Here is a 24,667-nt window from a genome sequence, read left to right as displayed (position 1 = left end):
CAGATTAGGCCCGGTCAGCCCCGGTCACAATGGGGCTACCGGATTGTGATCATTTCTCCACCAGCGCGGGTTCAGCAATGACCACGGTGGTCTCCCGGTGCAGGGTGATGCCGCGCAGGGTGGTTGCGCCCAGGAGCATGATGCAGCCGACGGCGAGATAGATGTGGAGCGAGGAGATTCCGGCGTCGATAAGCACCCCGACGCCCAACGGTGCCAGGATCGCACCGACCCGCCCCACACCGAGCGCCACCCCCACGCCCGTGGTGCGCATGCCCGCGGGGTAGATCTGCGGCGCGATCGAGTACAGGCCCGCGATGCAACCGTTGAGCAGCATGCCGGTGAGCACGCCGAGGGTGAAGGCGAGCGCTGGCAGCGGAATGCTCGAGATGAACCCCACCAGCAGCACCGCCGAGCCGAGACTGAAGGCGATGAGCGTACCCTGTGCGCTGAACCTCGTGGTCAGCCACCCGTAGATGAGGGAGCCGAAGGAGCCACCCAGGGTGAGCAGCAGGCCACCCACGATGGACTGCTGGGCGGACATGCCCGCATCCTCCAGTAGTTTCGGGGTCCACGAGGAGGCCACCTGGAAACCGATGGTGATCAGCGCGAACGCGCCCCACAGCCGCAGGGTGTTGCGCAGGAGTGCCGGGCTGAGCACCGCCGGTAGGCCACGCCGGGGGAAGGCCGCAGATGCAGGGGCGCTCGGGAACGTGACCTCCTCCCTGATACCGAGGCGCACCGCGATCTGCCGGGCGCGGGGGAGATCGCCGCGGGTGCGGAGGTAGTCGAAGGATTCGGGGATGAACGCCCAGACCGCGGCGATACCGACGGCGCTGAGCGCGGCCCCGGCGAGGAAGACCCCACGCCAGCCGGTGGTGGGGATGAGCTGGGCGGCCAGTAAACCACCCAGGGTGGCACCCACGCCGTACCCGGCGGCGTAGATGCTGATCGCCATGCCGCGGTTGCGTTTGTTGGAGTATTCGCTGGTGATCACGGTGACCACGGTCAGCACCCCGCCCACGCCGATGCCGGTGAGCAGGCGGGCCAGGCCCAGTTCCGTGGCGGAACCGGCGACACCCGACCACAGCAGACCGATGCCGTCAAGGGTGAGCGCGGCCAGGAGGATCGGGCGTCGGCCCAGGCGGTCACCCAGGGGACCGAAGGAGAGGGAGCCGATGCCCATGCCGATGAAACCGAGACTGATCAGCAGACCGAGCTGGGCACCGCTCAATCCGAATTCAGTGGCCACGGAGTTGGCGGTGAAGGCCATGGCGAGGATGTCATACCCGTCCATGGCGTTGAGGAATGTGGCGATGGCGATGATGAACCACTGATACCGGGTCATCGCCCGGGTATCGATGAGTGTTCTGATATCCATGTGAATGCGTGCCTTTCAAACGGACTACCGCAGCGGGACTGCTGCAGTAAAAGGGGCACGCTTGCCTGCGATAAACCGGGGCTCCGGTAGTTGGAAGCGCAAGAAACCTGTGAGTTCAGGCTGGCTTCGAAGGTAACGCACACCACTCCGGGGCCCCAAAGACCACCTGAATTAAATTCACCCTAGCGGGGTGTCGCGCGCCCAGGCCACCCCGCCCCGACGGGGTGTTCCACGGCTCCTCCCATGGACTTTCCAGGATCGCTGCGGCGCGTAAGTTCTGTGAACCGGGGGAGTGGCTACTACGCTTAGAGCGGATAATTGTCAGTTCAATGAAGGGTGAAGATACATCAATGAGCACAACCAACCTGGCGGTTGAGCAGCTGCAGCGCGTGCTCCTGCCGAGGCGAGGCGAGCCAGCCGATGTCAGGTCCCTGTACCTGCTTGAAGCTGACATTAATAAGGAACGGCTGGAATGGGACGACCGTTTCAGTGTGTCCGTGCCCGCCGGTGCTGAGGTGTCTTTCCAGACCTACTTCAACGCATTCCCCGCAAGCTACTGGAGGCGCTGGTCACAGCTGGATTCGGTGGTCCTCAAACTGCAGATCACCGGTGAGGCCCGCGTGGATCTCTACCGCTCCAAGATCGACGGTGCCCGCATCGGCATCGACGGCGCGGTGATCAAGGATGACACCGTCGAATTCGAGATCTCGCTGGCGCCCTTCGAGGATGGCGGCTGGATCTGGTTCGATCTCACCGCCGAAACCGACGCGAAGATCGTGGAGGCCGGCTGGTACGCACCCTTCGCGCCCCGGGCGCAGATCATGCCCGACGGCAGCGAGGTCGGCCCCTTCGAACCGCGTGTCACCATCGGCATCCCCACCTTCAACCGCCCGGCCGACGCTGTCGCCGCACTGGAGGCACTTGCCTCCGACCCGGCCGTGGATGCCGTCATCGACGCGGTGCTCATGCCCGACCAGGGCAACAAGCATCCGGCCGATGAGCCCGGTTACCAGGCCGCCACGGAGGCCTTCGGCGACCGTTTCTTCGAGTTCCGCCAGGGCAACCTCGGTGGTTCCGGCGGTTATTCCCGCATCATGTTCGAGGCCCTCGGTGGCGTGGATGGCACGGGGGAGGCGGGCGCCAGCAAGAGTCCCTACATCCTCTACATGGATGATGACATCGCCATCGAGCCGGATTCCGTCCTGCGTGCCCTGCAGGCCGCCCGTTATGCCAAGTCGCCGATGCTCATCGGTGGTCAGATGCTCAACCTCCAGGAACGCAGCCACCTGCACTCCATGGGCGAGGTGGTCGGTCGCCATGACTTCATGTGGACCTCCGCCCCGCATGTGCACTATGACCATGACTTCTCCAAGCACCCGCTGTCCGACCGCGGCAACTACGACGACGACCCGGACGCCCCCAACTCCCGCGACCTGCACCGGCGTATCGACGTCGATTACAACGGCTGGTGGATGTGCATGATCCCCCGCGTGGTCGCCGAGAAGATCGGCCAGCCACTGCCACTGTTCATCAAATGGGACGACGCCGAATACGGCCTGCGCGCCGGGGCGGCAGGGTTCCCCACCGCCACCTGGCCCGGCATCGCCATCTGGCACATGGCCTGGTCCGACAAGGACGACGCCATCGACTGGCAGGCCTACTTCCACCTGCGTAACCGCCTCATCGTGGCTGCCATGAACCACGACGGCCCCGTCGACGGCATCATCCGCTCCATGCAGAAGGCCACCTTCAAGCACCTGCTGTGCCTGGAGTACTCCACCGTGGCCATCCAGAACGAGGCCATGAAGGACTTCCTCGCTGGCCCTGAGCAGCTCTTCGACATCCTCGAGACCTCCTTGCCGCGCATCGCCGCGATCCGCAAGACCTACCCCGATGCCGTCATGCTGCCCAGCGCCGCCGAGCTGCCCGGCCCCACCGGCGCGCCGGGTGTACCCACCAAGGACATCGGTGGCCGCCTGGCCCCTCTCAAGAAGGCTGTGTGGCTGGCCAAGGGGCTCAAGCACACCCTGTCCCGGGAGAACAAGGCCCACCACGAGGTGCCCCAGGCCAACTTCGCGCCGATCGAGGCCCGCTGGTTCAGCCTCTCGCGTGTCGACGGCGCCACCGTCACCACCGCCGACGGCCGCGGGGTGGTCTACCGCAAGCGCGACCGCGAACAGGCCAAGGAGCTGGGCAGGGAGGCCCTGCGCCTGCAGAAGCAGGTGGCAGAGCGTTTCGACGAACTGCGCACCCGCTACCGCCACGCACATCCCGGGCTGGTCAGCCGCGAATCATGGGGCAAGGTGTTCAATGAGCAGTAGAGAAGTAGAGATCCTGCTGGGGATCCAGAAGGCACTCCTGCCGGTGCCGGGTGTGGTCAAGACCGCCACAAGCCTGAGCCTGCTCGGTGAGCATGCCGCAGGGTGGCTGACGCTCGGGGCGGCGGGGGTGGTCGTCGACAAGCGTCGCCGTCGTTCCTGGGGCGGGTTGTTCGTCGCGGCGCTGACCAGTCACGCCGCCTCGGTGATCATCAAACGCATCGTGCGGCGCAAACGCCCCCACGACGCCCTGATCCAGATCGGGGTGGGCACCCCCTCGAAGCTGAGCTTCCCCTCCTCTCATGCCACCTCAACCACCGCGACGATGGTGTACCTGGCTCGCATCACCCGATCCCCCCTGCCTCTGTTGGGCATTCCTGTGATGGCGTTGTCGCGTATGGTTCTCGGTGTCCACTACCCAACTGATGTGCTCGCAGGCACGATTCTGGGCGCGGCCACCGCCGAAGCCGTCCACAAGATTGAAAGGGCAACCGCGTGAGTGACAAGATAACCGTCCCGGGTGGCAGTCATCCCGCCGAGCACCCGGAACGTCAACATGACTACCTGGGTTCCGAGCCGCACACCTCGGCACTGGTCACCGACGGCAAGAAACGACAGCCGCCGAAGAACCTCGCCGATGGCATGATCAAGGCGCTGCGCCCCAAGCAGTGGGTCAAGAACGTCCTCGTGCTCGCCGCGCCACTCGCCGCGGGTGCCGACGCCATCTTCAACCAGCGCACGCTTCTCGACGTCGCCCTCGCCTTCATCGTCTTCTGCTTCGCGGCCTCCTCCATCTACCTGGTCAACGACGCCCGTGACGTCGAAGCCGACCGCGCCCACCCCACCAAGCGCTTCCGCCCGATCGCCGCGGGTGTCCTGCCCATCGGCCTCGCCTACGCCATGGCCGTGGTCCTCATCATCGCCGCCCTTGGGCTGTCCCTCCTGGCTACCGACGGCACCGCCCTCGCCGCCGTGGTCGGTGTGTACATCGCACTGCAGCTGGGTTACTGCTTCGGCTGGAAACACCAGCCGGTCATCGACATCGCGCTGGTCTCCTCCGGTTTCATGCTCCGCGCCATGGCCGGCGGTGTCGCCGCGGGCATCGAACTGTCCCAGTGGTTCCTGCTGGTCGCGGCCTTCGGCTCCCTGTTCATGGCCTCCGGTAAGCGCTACTCCGAGATCCTCCTCGCGGAGCGCACCGGCGCCAAGATCCGCAAATCCCTCGAGAGCTACACTCCCACCTACCTGCGCTTCGTCTGGACCATGGCCGCGACCGCAGTGGTTATCTCCTACTCCCTGTGGGGTTTCGACCTCTCCCAGGCCTCCGACGACGCCGGCCCCTGGTACCAGATCTCCATGGTGCCGTTCACCGTGGCCATCCTCCGCTACGCCGCTGGTGTGGACACCGGCGACGGTGGCGCCCCCGACGAAGTCGCCCTCAGCGACCGTGTCCTGCAGATCCTCGCCGTTGCCTGGCTGGTCTGCATCGTGATCGCCGTCTACATCATGCCGATGCTGTAGTTGTTTCCTGCGGGAGTGCTTGTTGCGCCCCGGCTGCTGTCCTGTTGCGTGCAGGGTGGCGGCCGGGGCGTGTTGCTTTGGGGTGGGGGTGTTTGTTGGTGTGTGAGCAGGTGGGCGCTCCCAGGACAACATCTGGGGGGTTTCTGGGTGGTGGGATGGCGGTTTCGGGGTCATCTGTTGGGCTGTGGGCAGTCCCGCGCTCCCAGGACAACAGCTGTGGGGTGCTCGGCCGCCAGCACGGCGGTTTCGAGCCCATCTGTTGGTGTGTGAGCAGTCCCGCGCTCACAGGACAACAGCTGACCCCCGTCCAGGCCCTGGGCACCCATCCCGGTACACAAACACCCCCAGCGCGACCCGGAAACAGCCGAGGCCCCCGGAATACTGCCTGATAAGCGCCTCTGACCAGCATGTCCATTAACTGTTGAGGGTGGGGGCGGTGATAGCATGTGGCCTCATGACGTTAACCACCCCACGTCCGGAATCTGGTGCTTCGACGGGATCCACCAGAGCTCCGAGGCAGGCTCCCAACATCACTCTCGTCACGACGATCCTGGCCACGCTGACCGCGGGTGTCTTTGCGTTCTGGGCGGGGTGGACCCGCAGGTGGATCAGTGATGATGGCCTGATTGTGCTGCGGACTGTCCGCAATCTCCTGGCGGGCAACGGTCCGGTGTTCAATGCCGGTGAGCGTGTGGAGGCCAACACCTCCACCCTGTGGCAGTACCTCATCTATGTGTGGGCGCTGGTCTCTGACATGCGCCTGGAGGATATCGCCCTGTGGTTGGCGATCCTGTTCACCACGGGTGCGGCGATGATCGGTGTGCTGGGTACCGCGCATCTGCACCGCAACCGGATGGTTGTTCTGCTGCCGGCGGGTGTCATCGGGTATTTCAGTCTGTCGCCGGCGCGTGATTTCGCCACGTCGGGTCTGGAGTGGGGTCTGGCGCTGTTCTGGATCGCGGTGTGGTGGCTGCTGTTGGTGTTGTGGGCGACGTCGGGGCCGGCGTCGAAGGGGCGCCGGGCCACGGATCGTTTCCATGCCGGGGCGATCACGTATGTGCTGGCGTTCTGGGCGGGTCTGAGTTGGTTGATCCGCCCTGAGCTCGCGCTGTATGGCGGGCTCACCGGGGTCCTGTTGTTGGTGACTGCGCCGTCGTGGCGCGTGATGCTGGGGATCATCGCTGTCGCGTTGCCGGTGCCGGGTGGGTATCAGATCTTCCGCATGGGTTATTACGGCCTGCTCGTGCCGCATACCGCGGTGGCGAAGTCGGCGACGGATTCGATGTGGGGGACCGGTTGGGAGTATGTGCTCAACTTCACCGGCCCCTACAACCTCTGGCTGGGGCTGGTGTTGCTCATCGCGGCCGGGGTGGTCACGGTGTCGCGTCTGCAACGCACTGCTTTTCGACGCCCCACCCGCCTCGATTTGCGTACCCCCGCCGTGGTGATCGCCCTGGTTGTCCTCTGTGCGTTCCTCCACATCCTCTACGTCATCCGTGTGGGCGGCGACTTCATGCACGCCCGCATGCTCCTGCCACCGCTGTTCGCTCTGCTGCTGCCGATGGCGGTCATCCCCATCAGCGTGGTTGACCGCACCTGGAGGGACCTGGCGGCCGGTGCGCTCGTGGTGGCGGTGTGGATCTGGTCCACGGTGGTCTACATCAACGGCCATGACTGGGAGAACGATGGTGGTGACGTCGTGGATGAGCGTGAGTTCTGGATTGATTTCACCAACCGCGATGAGGACAACCCGCCGATGTACGCGGAGGACTTCCTCGGGGTGGAGTTCATGGAGAACTATGTGGAGGTGATGCAGACACAGACGCTAGTGAATCCGACGGGTCAGCAGCTGGCGATCAAGACCCCGGAGGGCGGCAACGACTGGATCACCACCCCGCGCATGGAGGGGGAGGAGGCCGGTGACCTCGCCTACCTCCCGCCGACCGTGTTCATGGTGAACCTGGGTATGACATCCATGAATGCCCCTCTTGATGTGCGTGTTACCGACCTGATCGGTCTGGCCACCCCGCTGGCGGCCCGCCAGCCCCGTATCGAGGGTGGACGAATCGGCCATGACAAACTCATGGACCTGGAGTGGCAGGTGGCTGAATCCGCCACCCCGCTGGCCAACACCCCGGGTTGGATCGACCCGGAGAAGACCGCCCAGGCCCGCCAGGCGCTGCGTCACCCGGATCTGGTGGAGCTGTTCGAGGCCTACCGCGAACCGATGTCCTTCCAACGTTTTGTGAGCAACATCAAACACGCCCTCACCGACGGGCGAACATTAGAAATTTCTGATGATCCGGCGGATCTTCTGAAAAATTCTGCAGAAACCCCGACCGCATCCCCGCAGGATCTCCCGACGATCGCCTGGCCAGTGGAAATACAGCTTGACGAGCCCCGTGGCGAACCCCTCTACGCTTCCCCCAAGGCAACGGAAAGGTCACGGTAGCAGTTCACAGACACCTCTTACGACTACCAAAGCAGATCACGCGTTGGTAACGTGTCGTCCGGTAACCAAGATAGGCATTAAAGATGACCGGCCCCCAAGCCGTGTCGGGCTTTCACATCTATTTCTGCCGGAGGAGAAACATGTCCGTATTTTCGCGTGCCGGCGCGGTGAGCCACAAGCTCCTCGCCCTGCTGGTAGCACTCGCAACCGCGGCTGGTCTCATGGTCGTTGGTACCGGTACCGCCCAGGCGGCCAACCGTGACTGGCTGCGCCCTGATTCCACAGGCCACTGCGACTGGGACGGTGTGGGCTACTGGGTGCAGCGCTGTGATGTCTACTCGCCCGCCATGGGCCGTAACATCGCGGTGCAGATCCAGCCCGCGCAGCGTGGTGGTAATGCCGGCCTCTACCTGCTGGACGGAATGCGTGCCACCACCTGGTCCAACGCCTGGCTGGTGGACACCAACGCGGCAGCCCTCTACGCCCCGCACAACATCACTCTCGTGATGCCGGTTGGTGGCGCCGGTTCCTTCTACGCGGACTGGAACCACCCGGCAACCCTGTCCTCCGCTGAACCGGTTGTCTACATGTGGGAGACCTTCCTCACCGCTGAGCTCCCGGCCTATCTCGAACAGCACTTCGGTGTGGCCCGGAACAACAATTCCGTCGCCGGTCTGTCCATGGGTGGCACCGCCGCGCTGAACCTGGCGGCCAAGCACCCGGGCCAGTTCCGCCAGGCCATGTCCTACTCCGGCTACCTCACCACCACGGCACCGGGCATGCAGACCATGCTCCGTCTGGCCATGCTGGACACTGGTGGGTTCAACGTCAACGCCATGTATGGCTCCGTGATCAACCCACGCCGCTTCGAAAACGATCCGTTCTGGAACATGGGTGGACTGCGCGGCAAGGACGTCTACGTCTCCGCGGCCTCCGGCCTGTGGGGCCCCCAGGACAACGGCACCCGGGTGGACCACCGCATCAACGGCTCCGTCCTGGAGGCAGTCTCCCTGGCCACCACCCGCGCGTGGGAGGCCAAGGCCCGGGCAGAGGGACTCAACGTCACCGCTGACTACCCCAACACCGGTATCCACTCCTGGGCCCAGTTCAGCTCACAGCTGCACAAGACCAGGGACCGCGTTCTCAACGTCATGAACGCCTGGTAGGGGCAAGAGTAGAAAGGTCCGGTTCCCCACTGGGGGCCGGACCTTTTGCGCTGCCGCAACCACCGGGGTGGGTGGGGCGTCGACAAGCGTGGTGGCCAACGCTGAGCCGGATGGCAACCGTGACCGGCCCGCGGGCTGCGCCGCCGGGGCGGTGTCATGTGGTGGCAGGCCCTGTACGGTGTGCTGCCCACCCGTCCGGGGGCCTTCCCATGTTGCCCTCAGCCATTGTCTGTTCGGGAAACAATCCGTATCCTGCGGTGTGTCACTGTAAAAACCCTCAAGTTGAACTTAAACTTGAGGGCACTCTGGAGTCCTGTGGCGGATGGACCCGGGTCGCACCTGGAGGTGTAACCCTTTATCCGCCGCGGACGACAAACAGTGAAGAACTGAACATCTCTATTAATAACAGGCAGTCCTACACCGATCGGGGGCCCTCCGGGAGCGGGGAACTCCCCAGGGGTCACCGTGAAGTAAGTTAGACAGTCTGTGATGGCATCCACCGAAAATAACGAGAAGGACAACTTCATGCGCGACACCGCATCACGTTCCAAGAAATCCAGGCGCCGTTCCCTCTGGATCGCAGCTGGCGCTGTGCCGACAGCAATCGCCCTCAGCCTCTCCCTGGCAAGTCCCGCGGCAGTGGCGCAGTCCTCCTTCGGATCATCCGACATCATCGACAGCGGGGTGCTCGACAGCATCACCCGCGGCCTCACCGATTACCTGACGCCCCGCGATGAGGCGCTGCCAGCGGGTGAGGTCACCTACCCTGCGATTGAGGGGCTGCCGGCAGGTGTCCGCGTCAATAGCGCCGAGTATGTCACCTCCCACCACGTTGTCCTGAGCATCCAGTCCGCCGCGATGCCGGAGCGCCCGATCAAGGTGCAGCTGCTGCTGCCCCGTGACTGGTACTCCTCCCCGGACCGGGACTTCCCGGAGATCTGGGCGCTGGATGGTCTGCGCGCCATTGAGAAGCAGTCCGGTTGGACCATCGAGACCAACATCGAGCAGTTCTTCGCGGACAAGAACGCCATCGTGGTGCTGCCGGTTGGTGGTGAGAGCTCCTTCTACACCGACTGGAATGAGCCCAACAACGGCAAGAACTACCAGTGGGAGACCTTCCTCACCGAGGAACTGGCACCCATCCTGGACAAGGGTTTCCGCTCCAACGGTGAGCGCGCCATCACCGGTATCTCCATGGGTGGTACCGCGGCGGTCAACATCGCCACCCACAACCCGGAGATGTTCAACTTCGTCGGCTCCTTCTCCGGTTACCTGGACACCACCTCCAACGGCATGCCCGCCGCCATCGGTGCAGCGCTTGCCGACGCCGGTGGCTACAACGTCAACGCCATGTGGGGCCCGGCCGGTTCCGAGCGCTGGCTGGAGAATGACCCCAAGCGCAACGTCGACCAGCTCCGCGGCAAGCAGGTGTATGTCTCCGCCGGTTCCGGTGCCGACGACTACGGCCAGGACGGTTCCGTTGCCACCGGCCCGGCCAACGCCGCCGGTGTCGGCCTGGAGCTCATCTCCCGGATGACCAGCCAGACCTTCGTCGACGCGGCCAATGGTGCAGGCGTCAACGTGATCGCCAACTTCCGCCCCTCGGGCGTGCACGCCTGGCCCTACTGGCAGTTCGAGATGACCCAGGCCTGGCCGTACATGGCCGACTCCCTCGGCATGTCCAGGGAGGACCGCGGCGCTGACTGCGTCGCCCTCGGTGCCATCGCGGACGCCACCGCTGACGGTTCCCTCGGGTCCTGCCTGAACAACGAGTACCTGGTGGCCAACGGTGTCGGCAGGGCCCAGGACTTCACCAACGGCCGTGCCTACTGGTCCCCCAATACCGGCGCCTTCGGCCTGTTTGGCCGCATCAACGCCCGCTACTCCGAGCTCGGTGGACCGGATTCCTGGCTGGGCTTCCCCAAGACCCGCGAACTGTCCACCCCGGACGGTCGTGGCCGCTACGTCCACTTCGAGAACGGTTCCATCTACTGGTCCGCAGCCACCGGCCCGTGGGAGATCCCCGGTGACATGTTCACCGCCTGGGGCACCCAGGGTTATGAGGCAGGTGGCCTCGGCTACCCCGTCGGCCCGGCCAAGGACTTCAACGGTGGTCTGGCACAGGAGTTCCAGGGCGGTTATGTCCTGCGCACCCCGCAGAACCGCGCCTACTGGGTCCGCGGTGCGATCTCCGCGAAGTACATGGAGCCCGGTGTCGCCACCACCCTCGGTTTCCCGACCGGCAATGAGCGCCTGATCCCGGGTGGTGCCTTCCAGGAGTTCACCAACGGCAACATCTACTGGTCCGCCTCCACCGGCGCGCACTACATCCTCCGCGGCGGCATCTTCGACGCGTGGGGTGCCAAGGGTTATGAGCAGGGCGAGTACGGCTGGCCGACCACCGACCAGACCAGCATCGCCGCCGGTGGTGAGACCATCACCTTCCAGAACGGCACCATCCGTCAGGTGAACGGTCGCATCGAGGAGAGCCGCTAGTTGTGAAGTTCCCCACCTCCCTCACACGGGCAGCCGGCATCCCCCTGGCGGTCCTGACGGCGACCGTCCTCACCGCATGCGGTGGCGTGACGGTCGAGGGCAACCCCTCATCCGCCGACACCGACTCAGGCACCGGCACCTCCATCGCGCGGGAAACCGCGACGGGGGAGGAGCGGTCGGGCACGGAGACGTCGACAAGCCCCACGTCCCGTGGCAACCAGGTGCAGCCGCAGGACCGGCCGGCCGCCGAGATGACCGAGCCGCCCACCACCGGGGTGGAACGCACACCGGAGGAGCTTGATCTGCTCGACGGCCTGCGTGAGGGCGGGATCGACGTTGAGGGGGTGGAGGAGCAGATGATCGCCACCGCCGGCACCGTCTGCCGCTCGCTGGAGGAGGGCACCGACAATGTCACCGTCGATGCCATCGCCGGGCAGCTGATCGTGCAGAACCGTGTGGATGTGCCGGAGGAACGCGCCGGCGAGGTGTCCGCCCTGATTCGGGAAACGGCCGAACGGACGTATTGTTAACCGATGAGGAAAATCCTTACCGTCATCGCTGTCCTGGTTGTTCTCACCCTGATCACCGTGGGCATCGTGCAGTATGTCACCACAACCGACGAAACCGATCTCGCGGATGAGCCCGGTACCACCGGAACCTCCGTCCCGCCGGAACAACCCGACTGGTGCCCGGCGGTGGAGTTCATCGCCGCGCCCGGAACCTGGGAATCGGCGCCCAATGACGATCCGATCAACCCCACGGCCAACCCGTGGTCCTTCATGCTCTCGGTCACCCAGCCCCTCCAGGAGCGCTACTATGCCGACACCGTGAAGGTGTGGACCCTGCCGTATACCGCGCAGTTCCGCAACATCAATTCCCAGAACGAGATGACCTACGACGAGTCCCGCTCCGAGGGTCTGTCCAAGATGACCAATGAGCTGGTGAGCATGCACAATGACTGCCCGCTCACCGAGTTCATCATCGCCGGTTTCTCCCAGGGTGCGGTGATCGCCGGGGATCTGGCTGCGCAGCTCGGCTCCGGCCAGGGTGCCATTCCGGCCGACCGCATCAGGGGTGTCGCCCTGGTGGCGGATGGTCGTCGTGAACCCGGCGTGGGTCAGACCGTGGGTAATCCCGTGGCCGGCGTGGGTGCCGAGGTCGCCCTGCAACCCCTCAACCTGCTGGTCCAGCCGATCGTCCCCGGGGCGACCATGCGTGGTCCCCGCGTCGGTGGCTTCGGTGAACTCAATGACCGCGTCTTTGACATCTGTGCGGCGAATGACTCCATCTGTGACGCCCCCCGCGACATCGGCAACGCGCTGGACCGGGCGCTGGCGATGGTGGCGGCCAACGGCATCCACGCCCAGTACGCCACCAACCCCGACGTGATCCCCGGGACCACCACCAACGCCTGGCTGGTCGACTGGGCCGTTGACCTCATCGAGAACGGTTAGCGCCGGGGTGCTTGTCGACGACAGGCCCCTCCTGCCCCTGCCGGAATCCGCCCCGCAGTTGGAGGCGACCTGCGAAACTCGACTAGTGTTATTTCCAAAAGTAATGAAATAGCAGTTCCGGACGATGGGGAAGGTGACCGTCAGTCTGCCGGGCCCCCACCGGGATGCGTCTGGGTGACCAGTGAAACGACAAGTTAAAGGGACATTATGGATCTGGATAAAGCGATCGGCTCATTCTTCGACGAGGATGGCGAACTGAACCTGCCGCCGTATATGACACTGGCCGCCATGGCAGAGTTCATGTACCAGGCGGATATCGCTGAGGGTGGTGCCGACAAGGTCCGCATGCGCTTCTGGGACTACACCGACTCCCGTGAGGGCAAGGTGGTGGAGTACACCCGCGAGCAGATCAACACCCGCATCAAGGCTGTCGCGGGACGTCTCCAGCAGGTGGCCACCATCGGTGACCGCGCCGCCATCCTGGCCAACAACAGCCCGGAGTACATCTTCAGCTTTCTGGGTGCGATCTACGCCGGTGTGGTCCCGGTGCCGCTGTACGATCCCACCGAGCCCGGACATGCCGATCACCTCACCGCGGTCTTCGCCGACTGCGAGCCGGTGGTCGTGCTCACCAACTCCCACTCCGCCGGTGCGGTGCGCAAGCACTTCTCCGCGCTGCCCGCGGCCGAGCGTCCCCGCATCCTCTCGGTGGATTCCCTCCCGGATTCCCTGGCGGACTCCTACGAGAACCCGATGATGACCGAGGCCGGCAAGCGCCTGTCCGCCATGCGTCAGGTCGCCCCGATCGACCTGACCGCCTTCCTGCAGTACACCTCCGGTTCCACCCGCACCCCGGCCGGTGTGGTCCTGACCAACCGGTCCATCCTCACCAACGTGCTGCAGATCTTCTCCGCGGTGAAGATCCAGACCCCGCTGCGCCTGGTGTTCTGGCTGCCGCTGCACCATGACATGGGCATCATCCTGGCGGCGTTCGTCACCATGCTGGGTCTGGACAACGAGTTCATGAGCCCCCGTGACTTCGTGCAGCAGCCCTCCCGCTGGATCAAGCAGCTCAACCGCCGTGAAGGTGACACCAACGTCTACACCGTGGTCCCGAACTTCGCCCTGGAGCTGGCCGCGCGCTACGCCAAGCCCGCCGAGGGCGAGGAGCTGGATCTCTCCGCCCTCGATGCGATCGTCATCGGTTCCGAGCCCGTCACCGAGAAGGCCGTGACCGCCTTCCGGGAGGCATTTGAGCCCTACGGCCTGCCGGTGCAGTCCCTGCGTCCTTCCTACGGACTGGCTGAGGCGTCCCTGCTGGTGACCACACCCCAGACCGAGAACCGTCCCCTGATCTCCTACTTCGACCGTGAGGCCCTCACCGAGAACCGTGTGGTCATGGTGGAGAAGGGGGATGAGAATGCCGTGGCGTTCATCTCCAACGGCCAGGTGGCCAGGCCGCAGCAGCTCGTCATCGTCGACCCGGAGACCGCCACCGAGCTGGAGGACGGTCAGATCGGTGAGATCTGGACCCACGGTGAGAACACCGCCGCCGGTTACCTCGATCGCGAGGAGGACACCGCCGAGACCTTCCGCAACCGTCTGAAGAACCGCCTGCCGGAGAACTCCCGCGCCGAGGGCGCCGAGGACGACAACTACTGGATGGCCACCGGTGACCTGGGTGTCATCGTCGACGGTGAGCTCTACATCACCGGACGTATCAAGGACCTCATCGTGGTGGCCGGCCGCAACCACTACCCACAGGACATCGAATACACCGTCCAGCAGGCCTCCCCGCATGTCCGCGCCGATTCCGTCGCCGCCTTCGCCATCCCCGGTGATGATGTGGAGAAGCTCATCATCCTGGCCGAGCGCGACAACAACGCCGATGAATCCGGTGATGACGCCGCCATCGAGGCCATCCGCGCCGCGGTGGGCAACGCCCACGGTGTGGTGCCGGAGGATATCCGCATCCTCGCACCGGATGAGATCGCACGGTCCTCCTCCGGCAAGATCGCCCGCCGGGTGAACCAGCGCAACTACCTCGCCGAAGGCAGGTAGTCCGATTCCCGGTCACGGTGTGATCTGAGAGGAGCCCCCGGTGGTGCGGTTGCTGAACGGAGAGGTCAGCTCCCGGATTTCCTATCGGGGGCTTTGGTATTGCTAAGCTTTAAGCTTTGTTGAATTCTGGATTCAAACGGTTCATGAACTGCGGATGAAACATTTGTGGCGCGTGGGGCGATAGAGTTCTGGATAAGCGTTTTCCAGGCCCCTGTCATGCGTAACCGCGCAGGTGGGGCAGGCACCGGCGGCAGGCAGTGTAAGAATGGTCTGCAACCGTGGACAATGGAAGAACATCAGTTTAAGAATCAATCGTTGTGAAAGGCTGAGGCCATCCATATGGGACAGAGCCAATCGTCGGATCAGAAGATGACCGCTGAACAGGTCCGCACCTGGCTTCGGGACTGGGTTGTCCGCACCACCGGGCTGCCCGCCGAGGAGGTGTCGGATGACAAGGCGATGGAGACCTTCGGTCTCTCATCCCGTGATGTCGTGGTCCTCTCCGGTGAGTTGGAGAACCTGCTGGATATCACCCTGGATGCCACCATCGCCTATGAGTACCCGACCATCCGCGGTCTGGCTCAGCGGCTCATCGATGGCGAGCCGGAGCGTTCCAATGTCAAGCGCGACCTCAACTACACCCCCCTGGGGTCCTCCCCCGGCAATCATGACATCGCCGTGGTGGGCATGGCGGCCCGTTTCCCGGGTGCCGGCAACACCGACGAGATGTGGAAACTGCTCGTGGAGGGCCGTGACGGCATCGGTGAGCTGCCCATCGGCCGCTGGTCCGAGTACGCCGGTGATGAGGTCATGTCCCGCAAGATGGAGGAGTTCTCCACCGTCGGTGGCTACCTGCAGGACATCGCCAGCTTCGACGCCGAGTTCTTCGGTCTGTCCCCGCTCGAGGCCGCCAACATGGATCCGCAGCAGCGCATCCTCCTGGAGCTGACCTGGGAGTCCCTGGAAAACGCCCGCATCGCGCCCAGTTCCCTGCGCGGTGAGTCCGTCGGTGTGTTCATCGGCTCCTCCAACAACGACTACGGCATGATGATCGCCGCGGACCCCGCCGAGGCGCACCCCTATGCACTGACCGGCACCTCGAGCGCGATCGTGGCCAACCGCATCAACTATGCCTTCGACTTCCGTGGGCCGTCCATCAACGTGGACACCGCCTGCTCCTCCTCCCTGGTGGCGGTCCACCAGGCGGTGCGGGCACTGCGCTCCGGTGAAGCCGACCACGCCATCGCCGGTGGCGTGAACATCCTGGCCTCCCCGTTTGTCACCACCGCCTTCGCTGAACTCGGTGTGATCAGCCCGACCGGCAAGATCCACGCCTTCTCCGATGACGCCGACGGCTTCGTGCGGTCCGACGGCGCCGGTGTGGTCGTGCTCAAGCGCGTCTCCGATGCCATCGCCGACGGGGATGAGATCCTCGCGGTGATCAAGGGTTCCGCGGTGAACTCCGATGGCCACTCCAACGGCCTGACCGCCCCCAACCCGGATGCCCAGATCGATGTGCTCCAGCGTGCCTACATGGATGCCCGCGTGGATCCCACCACCGTGGACTACGTGGAGGCCCACGGTACCGGCACCATCCTGGGTGATCCGATCGAGGCCACGGCCATCGGTGCGGTGCTCGGTCAGGGGCGTGACAGCGCCACCCCGACCCTGCTGGGTTCGGCCAAGACCAACTTCGGTCACACCGAATCCGCTGCGGGTATCGCCGGCATCATCAAGGTCGTCCTGGCGATGAAGAACAAGACCCTGCCGCCGTCGGTGAACTACGCAGGCCCCAACCGCTACATCGACTTCGATGCCGAACGCATCGAGGTTGTGGAGGATCCCCGCGAGTGGCCGCAGTACAGCGGCCGTGCCCTGGCCGGTGTGTCCGGTTTCGGTTTCGGTGGCACCAACGCCCACGTGGTGGTCTCCGAGTTCAACCCGGAGGACTACACCGCCGACCTGGAGGGGCGCAGGCCCCGGTCCGCGCAGCTCGCCGACGTCATGGTCGCGCTGCCGGTGTCGGGACACCTGCCGTCGCGCCGTCGACAGGCGGCAGCCGACCTGGCCGATTTCCTGGAGGGCCGTCGCGACGAGGATCTCACCCCCGTCGCCCGCGCCCTGGCACGACGCAACCACGGCCGCTCCCGCGCGGTGGTGCTCGCCAGCAGCATCGAGGAGGCCGTCAAGCGCCTGCGTCAGGTCGCCGAGGGAAAGGTCAGCGTGGGCATCTCCACCGCTGACGCCCCGGCCGCCAACGGCCCGGTGTTCGTCTACTCCGGTTTCGGATCCCAGCACCGCAAGATGATCAAGGATCTCTGCTCGCTGTCCCCGCAGTTCCGCGAACGCATCGAGGAACTCGATGAGATGGTCAAGTTCGAGTCCGGCTGGTCCATCATGGACATCGTCATCGATGATGAGCAGACCTATGACACCGAAACCGCGCAGGTCACCATCACCGCGATCCAGATCGCGCTGACCGACCTGCTCGCCAGCTTCGGTATCCGCCCGGCGGCCGTGATGGGCATGTCCATGGGTGAGATCGCCGCGGCCTACGCCGCCGGTGGCCTGTCCGACCGCGACACCATGCTCATCGCCAGCCACCGTTCCCGCCTCATGGGTGAGGGCGAGAAGTCCCTGCCCGAGGACCAGCTGGGTGCCATGGCCGTGGTGGAACTGTCCACCGAGGCACTCGAGGAGTTCAACGCCGGACACGCAGACCTACCCGACATTGAACCGGCCGTGTACGCCGCCCCCGGCATGACCACCGTCGGTGGTGACCGCCAGGCCGTGATCGCCCTGGTCGAGGAACTGGAGAAGGAGGGCAAATTCGCTCGTCTGCTCAACGTCAAGGGCGCCGGCCACACCAGCGCCGTCGAACCGCTGCTGGGTGAACTCGCCGGTGAGATCGCCGGTATCGAACCACAGCCCCTGCAGATCCCGCTGTTCAGCTCCGTGGACCAGGGCGTGACCTACCCGGTGGGCAGCGTCGTCCACGACGCCGACTACATGCTGCGCTGCACCCGCAACTCCGTGTACTTCCAGAGTGCAACCGAGGCCGCCTTCGCCGCGGGCCACAACACCCTGGTGGAGATCTCCCCGAACCCGGTCGCCCTCATGGGCATGATGAACACCGCATTCACCGTGGGCAAGCCCGACGCGCAGCTGTTGTTCACCCTCAAGCGTAAGGTGTCCGAGGCGGAGTCCCTGCGTGACCTGATGGCCAAGCTGTATGTCGCCGGTGCCCCGGTGGACTTCGGTCAGCTCTACGGCGAGGGCGAGTTCATCGACCCGCCGACCATCACCTGGAAGCACCAGCGTTTCTGGACCTCCGCCCGTCCCAGCAGCGGTGCCAGCGCCGACCTGCCGGGCACCCGCGTGACCCTGCCGAACAACAACGTCGCCTTCACCACCGTCGCCGAGCTGGCTCCGTCCGCCATCGCGATCATGGAGACCGCCGCCGACGCCGTGCTGCCGGGGTCCTCCCTGGTGGCTGTCGACGAACGCGATATGCTTCCCCCCAGCGGTGAGATCACCACGGTGGTCGCCCGGAACCTCGGTGGTCTGGGCCTGTCGGTGTACAAGGTCACCGGTGGCACCACCACCCTGGTCGCCGAGGGTTTCGCCGCCGCCCCGGGCTTCGACGTGACGTCCGAGCCGATCGAGTCGGAGCTGCCGGAACCACCAGCGCAGCTGTCCGACCTGCCCCTCGATTTCGAGGCCGTGCGCTGGGATCCCGCCACCGAGACGGTGGAGGAGCGCATGCGCGCGATCGTCTCCGAGGCGATGGGTTATGACGTCGATGACCTGCCCCGCGAGCTGCCCCTGATCGACCTCGGTCTGGATTCGCTGATGGGCATGCGCATCAAGAACCGCATCGAGAACGACTTCCAGATCCCGCCGCTGCAGGTGCAGGTGCTTCGCGACGCCTCCGTCGCCGACGCCGTCACCCTCGTCGAGGAGCTGGTGGCCGGCCGCACCAACGGGGACTCTGACAGTGCAGCCACCGGCGAGCCCGCCAACACCGTACTCACCGACGGACCGATCGGTGCGGTGACCAGCACCGATGTTGCCGGTGAGGTGGCCTCCGACGCCGCCACCGAGGTCTCCGAGGCACCCGCGGCACTCGCCGACCCGGCCGGTGCACTGGGCGGGTCCGCCCAGGTGACCGAGGCCCCCACCACCTCTGATGCTGCACCTAAGACCGGTGCCACCGGCGTGGGTGTCGCCCCGCGTGATGCCTCCGAGCGCATGGTGTTCGGAACCTGGGCCAGCCTGACCGGCAAGGCCGCCGCCGGTATCACCAGCGAACTGCCGGAGATCGACGTGGATACCGCCACCCGGATCGCCGAACGTCTCACCGAGCGCTCCGGCGTGGAGATCACCACCGAGCAGGTCCTGGCCGCGGAAACCCTGGAACCCCTGTCCGACATGGTCCGCGAGGGCCTGGAGACCGAGGTCGAGGGCAATATCCGCGTGCTGCGTGCCCGCGAGGAGGGATCCACCAAGCCCGCCGTGTTCATGTTCCACCCGGCCGGTGGTTCCTCCGTGGTCTACCAGCCACTGATGCGCCGCCTGCCCGCCGATGTCCCGGTCTACGGCGTGGAGCGCCTCGAGGGCAGCCTCGAGGAGCGCAGCGCGCAGTACATCGAGGACATCGTGAAATACTCCGATGGCCTGCCGGTGGTACTCGGTGGCTGGAGCTTCGGTGGTGCCCTCGCCTTCGAGGTCGCCCATAAGCTGCAGGACACCGATGTTGAGGTGGCCACCATCGCACTGTTGGACACCGTCCGCCCGTCCACCCCGATCCCGGACACCCCGGAGGAGACCCGGGCCCGGTGGGAGCGCTACTCCAACTTCGCGCGGAACACCTACGGCCTGGAATTCGACGTGCCCTATGAGCTTCTCGACATGGCCGGTGAGGATGGTCTGCTGAACATGCTGGGTGAGTTCCTGGCCACCACCGATGCCTCCGAGCACGGACTGTCCGCCGGTGTCCTCGAGCATCAGCGTGCCTCCTTCGTGGACAACCGCATCCTGGACAAGCTGGACTTCTCCCGCTGGGCCGAGGTTGATGTACCGGTGCTGTTGTTCCGTGCGGAGCGCATGCATGATGGAGCCATCGAGCTCGAGCCCAACTATGCCCATATTGATCCTGATGGTGGCTGGTCGGTTATCGTTGAGGATCTGGAGGTCATCCAGCTCAGCGGCGATCATCTGGCCATCGTCGATGAGCCGGTGATCGCTAAGGTCGGTGCTCATATGAGTCGCCGGATCGAAGAGATTTCCCGGAAGAAGAATTGACGGAGAGCTGACGGAAGTTGAGTAACAACACCACTGCAGAGAAGCTTGCGGACCTTCGCGCCCGGTTGGAGAAGGCCGAGGACCCGGGAAGCGAACGCGCCCGGAAGAAGCGCGACGAGGAGGGTCGTTCCACCCCCCGACAGCGCATCAACGCGCTTCTTGATGCCGGCTCCTTCGTGGAGATCGGCGCACTGGGTCGTACTCCCGACGAACCGGACGCCCCCTATTCCGACGGTGTGGTCACCGGTTACGGCCGCATCGAGGGCCGCCCGGTTGCCGTGTACGCCCACGACAAGACCGTCTACGGCGGCTCCGTGGGCCAGACCTTCGGCCGCAAGGTCAGTGAGGTCATGGACATGGCCATCCGCATCGGGTGTCCGGTCATCGGTATCCAGGACTCCGGGGGTGCCCGCATCCAGGATGCGGTGACCTCCCTGGCCATGTACTCCGAGATCGCCCGTCGTCAGCTGCCCCTGTCCGGCCGCAGCCCGCAGATCTCCATCATGCTCGGTAAATCCGCCGGTGGTGCTGTCTACGCCCCGGTGACCACCGACTTCGTCATCGCCGTGGAGGGCGAGACCGAGATGTATGTCACCGGCCCCGCGGTGATCAAGGAGGTCACCGGTGAGGTGATCACCTCCGCCGATCTGGGTGGCGCATCCCAGCAGATGCAGAACGGCAATGTCTCCTACATCGCCCAGGATGAGACCGAGGCCTTCAACCTGGTCAAGGACCTCCTCGACTACCTGCCCCTGACCTGTGATGACCCGGCCCCCGTCTACGCCGCCCCCACCGATGAGGAGATCGCATACGACGAATCCCTCAACACCTTCATGCCGGATGACACCAACCAGGGTTATGACATGCATGACCTGCTGTCGAAATTCTTCGATGATCCGGACCTGCTGGAGATCCAGGCCGAGTTCGCCCCCAACCTCATCACCGCCTTCGCCCGGATCGACGGCCGCAGCGTGGGTGTGGTGGCGAACCAGCCGATCGAGAAGGCCGGCTGCATCGACGCCGATGCCGCCGACAAGGGCGCCCGGTTCATCCGCATCTGCGATGCCTACAACATCCCCGTCATATTCGTTGTGGACACCCCGGGTTATCTGCCCGGTGTGGAGCAGGAGCGTGCCGGTCTCATCCACCGTGGAGCCAAGCTGGCTTTCGCCGTGGTGGAGGCGACCGTACCGAAGATCTCCCTCATCGTCCGCAAGGCCTACGGCGGCGCCTACGCGGTCATGGGTTCCAAGAACCTCACCGGCGACCTCAACTTCGCCTGGCCGACCGCCCAGATCGCCGTCATGGGTGCCGCGGCCGCTGTCGTGATGATCCAGGGCAAACAGCTGGAGGCCATTGAGGACCCCACCCAGCGGGCGTACATGAAGAAGGTCTTCATGGACTTCTACGATGAGAACATGACCAGCCCCTACGTCGCCGCCGAACGCGGTTATATCGATGCCATGATCGAGCCCGCCGAGACCCGCCTGATGCTGCGTCAGGCCGTACGCCAGCTGGCCACCAAGGATGTCAGGGATCTACCGAAGAAGCACACCATCCTGCCGATGTAGTGCAGGGATCCGCCTATAAGCGGATTGATCAGGGCCGGGCGCATCCCCGTGGAGGAACCACCGCGGGGGATGCGCCCGGTTTATCTGTCGCCGTGAGCTGCCGCATGAGGTGTCCCATGAGGTCTCCCGGCCATGCGTCTCGAGTTTTATGACTATCATCGGGCGCACCCGTTTTACCCATTTAGATGAGCGTGAAAACACACCATGCTGATCTGACAAGCAGCTCAAGGAGGCCGAACACCATGACAATTCTGTGCCAAATGGGGTTTTGGGGTACCGGGATTCCGGGGATCGTGGTACCCCATTCTGATCCAGTGGTACCGCAGGTAGAAATAAAGGTGGCGGCTACAGCACATCCGCTGATAGCCGTGACACGCCCCCTTACTTCCATGGAGGAACCATGGCTTCTACCCGGGACATCATCACCGCAGTCCTATTCGGTGATTCCTATACCACCATCAGCACCAGGCTGAAATGCTCGCGCAGAGACATCTCCGCAGCGCATAAGCTCATCGACGCCCATCAGATCACGCTGCACTCACTGAGCCAGATCACCGATGAGGAACTCGAGGAGTGGAAAAATCCCCTCCGTGGGCTGCCGCAAGAATCGAAGTACCTGGCACCAGACTTTGCCACCACCTTGCACCGGCTGAAAACCAATCCGCATCACACCCTCCTGCTGGACTGGCGCTACTACCTCGTCGAAGCAGGCAGTGCAGCTAAACAGCCCTATTCCTACTCGCATTACTGCCAGCGTTTCCATGCCTATGTCGACGCCCATGACCTCTACCGCACGCTGCATCACCAGCCAGGACGCACGATGCAGGTTGATTGGGCAGGCGATACCATCAAGATCACCGACCGGATCACCGGCCAGGCACGCAAGGTGCATTTCTTCACCGCGGTTTTGCCGTACTCATCGATGATGTATGTCCACCCCAGTTTCACCATGGATATCAAGGCCTGGCTGAATTGCCATATCGCTGCACTGCGCTACTTCGGCGGGGCCCCGTTTGTCCTGGTCCCTGACAATGACACCGCAGCGATCTACCGGCCGAAGAAAAACGACCCCGCCCGTGCCGTGAGTGCTGAGTATGAAGCATTGGCCAAGTTCTACAACACTGCCGTGATGCCGACTGATGTCCGAGCCCCGAAACAAAAGGCCGGGGTGGAACGATCCGTTCAAATCGCCTACAGCCGCATCCTGGGGGTGCTGGAAATGGAAGGCCCCTTCCACAGCATCGACCAGATTGAGGACATCGTTGCTGATCAGGTCCATGAGATCAACTACGACATCGTCCGGGTAGATGGGACACGCAGGAACGAGCAATTCCAGGCTGAAGAACGCCACCTGCTGATCCCACTGCCGGATCAGGACTACACCTCCTATGAGTGGAAGGAGCTAAAAGTCCAGCGCAACTACCATATTTCCTGCGATAAGCAGTACTACTCGGTGCCCTGGAAACTTGTGGGATCCACCGTCAAAGCCCGGTTATCCAACACCGACATCACGGTCTTTGCCGGAGATCAGGTTGTGGCTACGCACCGTCGACTCCATGGGCGCTTCGGGCAATATTCCACCCACGCCGATCATGTCCCACCAGCACACCTGGATACTGCAGAGTTGTGGAGTGACCAGTGGTTTATCAACCAGGCACGCCTGGTTGGTCCCGCGACCACCACGGTGATCGAGATGATGATCAATCGGCACGCCCATCATGCCCATGGCTGGTTGGACTGCCAAAACATCCTGAAAACGCTGGGCGGGAAAAGCCGCAGCGGGTTGGAACAGGCCTGCCAAGAGCTTCTTGATGCTGATCTGTACCCGACGTATTCGGTGATCAAAAAGCTGCAGTCATCGATTATCACCAACCGCGATACCCACAAACGCAGCGTTGCTGGATCTGCGCCGACGCCGGCTCCTGATCTGGTGAAACCACAACCAGTCCAGGATCTGGATACGGGTGTGTTTCTGCGCTCATCCAGCGCCTATGAGGTCGATGATATTCCGTCTTTGTCTTTTGATGATGAGCAGGAGGGCAACCAGTGACACTGTTTAATGATGATGATCACGCGTTGTTTCGCAGTCTGCGGGCCAGTAGCTTGGCTAGGGCCTTTGAAGAGATCGTCACCGCCAACATCGATGACGATAATCCTGATGTGCTAACCCCGGAGGAGGCGTTTCGGTTGGCTGGCCAGCAGGTGGCCAGGGATCGAGAGGCTAAACGTATTTCCGAGGCGATTAGGAAAGCGAGGTTTCCTATTATGGATGCCTCGATCGCGGAAATTCGCTATGAACAGGGTCGAAATCTTAATCCGATGACGATGAAGCGTCTGGGTAATCATGATTGGGGTGCAGATCCGACCAACTTGTTGATCTTGTCGCCGACGGGGTCCGGGAAGACGTATCTGACCTGTGCGGTGGGGATTTCTGCGTGCCATAACGGCTATTCGGTGGCGTATTGGCGCATGGATGATCTGGCTAGGCGTTTGGCGGTCACTCGGATCGACACGTTGGAACACGAGGACATGCTGGCAGGCTTGTTTGGTGTTGATGTGTTGATTCTGGATGATTTTCTCACCGTGGGTGTTGATGAACGCACTGCAAGTGACCTGTTTGCGATTCTAGCGAATCGGGAGAATATTCACGCAACGATCATCGGGTCGCAGTCGACTCCGGGGCATTGGTTGGATGTGTTACCGGATAAGAACTCCGGGGATTCCATTGTCAACCGTTTATCGAGATCGTCTCGCAAGATCACCTTAGGCACGGTGGATATGCGTGAGATCACCAGTCGGGAGCGGATCGCTGCCCACGATGGTCAGTAGCTAAAAGCACGGCCCTGTCCCTGATGCTGGCGGGTTTCCTGTTTTTGAGGGAGCCTGCCGGTACCACGGGATCAGAACGCAGTACCAGTGCTCCGGAATTGCAGTACCATTTCACCC

At 63.9% G+C, this 24,667-nt stretch carries 14 protein-coding genes; 13 read left to right on the top strand and 1 reads right to left on the bottom strand.

Annotated features, from left to right (window positions below):
* Positions 1–49 precede the first annotated feature (49 nt).
* Entirely contained in the window at positions 50–1,378 is a 1,329-nt protein-coding gene (locus CE_RS13435; RefSeq protein ID WP_006768918.1) for an MFS transporter, read from the bottom strand.
* Positions 1,379–1,728: 350 nt separating this feature from the next.
* Between CE_RS13435 and CE_RS13430 the strand changes: the two genes are divergently transcribed.
* The 13 genes from CE_RS13430 (at position 1,729) to CE_RS13370 (ending at position 24,550) form a co-directional block, all read left to right on the top strand.
* On the top strand, positions 1,729–3,699 hold the full coding sequence (locus tag CE_RS13430) for a glycosyltransferase (RefSeq protein WP_006768919.1): 1,971 nt from the start codon (positions 1,729–1,731) through the stop codon (positions 3,697–3,699).
* Positions 3,689–4,195, top strand: a complete 507-nt coding sequence (locus CE_RS13425) for a phosphatase PAP2 family protein (RefSeq protein ID WP_006768920.1) — start codon at positions 3,689–3,691, stop codon at positions 4,193–4,195. Before CE_RS13430 ends, CE_RS13425 begins: the two co-directional genes overlap by 11 nt.
* On the top strand, positions 4,192–5,217 hold the full coding sequence (locus tag CE_RS13420; RefSeq protein WP_006768921.1) for a decaprenyl-phosphate phosphoribosyltransferase: 1,026 nt from the start codon (positions 4,192–4,194) through the stop codon (positions 5,215–5,217). The genes CE_RS13425 and CE_RS13420 overlap by 4 nt, the downstream gene beginning before the upstream one ends.
* 454 nt (positions 5,218–5,671) lie before the next feature.
* On the top strand, positions 5,672–7,669 hold the full coding sequence (gene zomB, locus CE_RS13415; protein ID WP_006768922.1) for a flagellar motor control protein ZomB: 1,998 nt from the start codon (positions 5,672–5,674) through the stop codon (positions 7,667–7,669).
* A gap of 140 nt (positions 7,670–7,809) precedes the next feature.
* The gene (locus tag CE_RS13410; RefSeq protein WP_035109272.1) at positions 7,810–8,835 is read left to right on the top strand and encodes an alpha/beta hydrolase; all 1,026 of its coding nucleotides are present in this window, start codon (positions 7,810–7,812) and stop codon (positions 8,833–8,835) included.
* A gap of 525 nt (positions 8,836–9,360) precedes the next feature.
* Complete coding sequence (locus CE_RS13405; protein WP_035109385.1) at positions 9,361–11,331, top strand: alpha/beta hydrolase-fold protein; 1,971 nt, start codon at positions 9,361–9,363, stop codon at positions 11,329–11,331.
* A gap of 2 nt (positions 11,332–11,333) precedes the next feature.
* The gene (locus CE_RS13400; RefSeq protein ID WP_006768925.1) at positions 11,334–11,861 is read left to right on the top strand and encodes a DUF732 domain-containing protein; all 528 of its coding nucleotides are present in this window, start codon (positions 11,334–11,336) and stop codon (positions 11,859–11,861) included.
* A 3-nt stretch (positions 11,862–11,864) separates the two neighbouring features.
* Complete coding sequence (locus CE_RS13395; RefSeq protein WP_006768926.1) at positions 11,865–12,785, top strand: cutinase family protein; 921 nt, start codon at positions 11,865–11,867, stop codon at positions 12,783–12,785.
* 207 nt (positions 12,786–12,992) lie between these two features.
* A complete protein-coding gene (locus tag CE_RS13390; RefSeq protein WP_006768928.1) occupies positions 12,993–14,846 on the top strand; it encodes a FadD32-like long-chain-fatty-acid--AMP ligase in 1,854 nt (617 codons plus the stop codon).
* A gap of 339 nt (positions 14,847–15,185) precedes the next feature.
* The gene (gene pks13 / locus CE_RS13385) at positions 15,186–20,150 is read left to right on the top strand and encodes a polyketide synthase Pks13 (RefSeq protein WP_006768929.1); all 4,965 of its coding nucleotides are present in this window, start codon (positions 15,186–15,188) and stop codon (positions 20,148–20,150) included.
* A 17-nt stretch (positions 20,151–20,167) separates the two neighbouring features.
* The gene (locus tag CE_RS13380) at positions 20,168–21,721 is read left to right on the top strand and encodes an acyl-CoA carboxylase subunit beta (RefSeq protein WP_006768930.1); all 1,554 of its coding nucleotides are present in this window, start codon (positions 20,168–20,170) and stop codon (positions 21,719–21,721) included.
* A 400-nt stretch (positions 21,722–22,121) separates the two neighbouring features.
* The gene (istA, locus tag CE_RS13375; RefSeq protein ID WP_011074949.1) at positions 22,122–23,771 is read left to right on the top strand and encodes an IS21 family transposase; all 1,650 of its coding nucleotides are present in this window, start codon (positions 22,122–22,124) and stop codon (positions 23,769–23,771) included.
* Positions 23,768–24,550, top strand: coding sequence for an ATP-binding protein (locus CE_RS13370; protein ID WP_011074950.1), 783 nt, complete (start codon positions 23,768–23,770; stop codon positions 24,548–24,550). Before istA ends, CE_RS13370 begins: the two co-directional genes overlap by 4 nt.
* The last annotated feature ends 117 nt before the right edge of the window (positions 24,551–24,667 follow it).

This window comes from Corynebacterium efficiens YS-314, assembly GCF_000011305.1.
Taxonomy (GTDB): domain Bacteria; phylum Actinomycetota; class Actinomycetes; order Mycobacteriales; family Mycobacteriaceae; genus Corynebacterium; species Corynebacterium efficiens.
The sequence above is the reverse complement of the archived record's forward strand: the minus strand, read 5'-3'. Positions and strand labels throughout refer to the sequence as shown.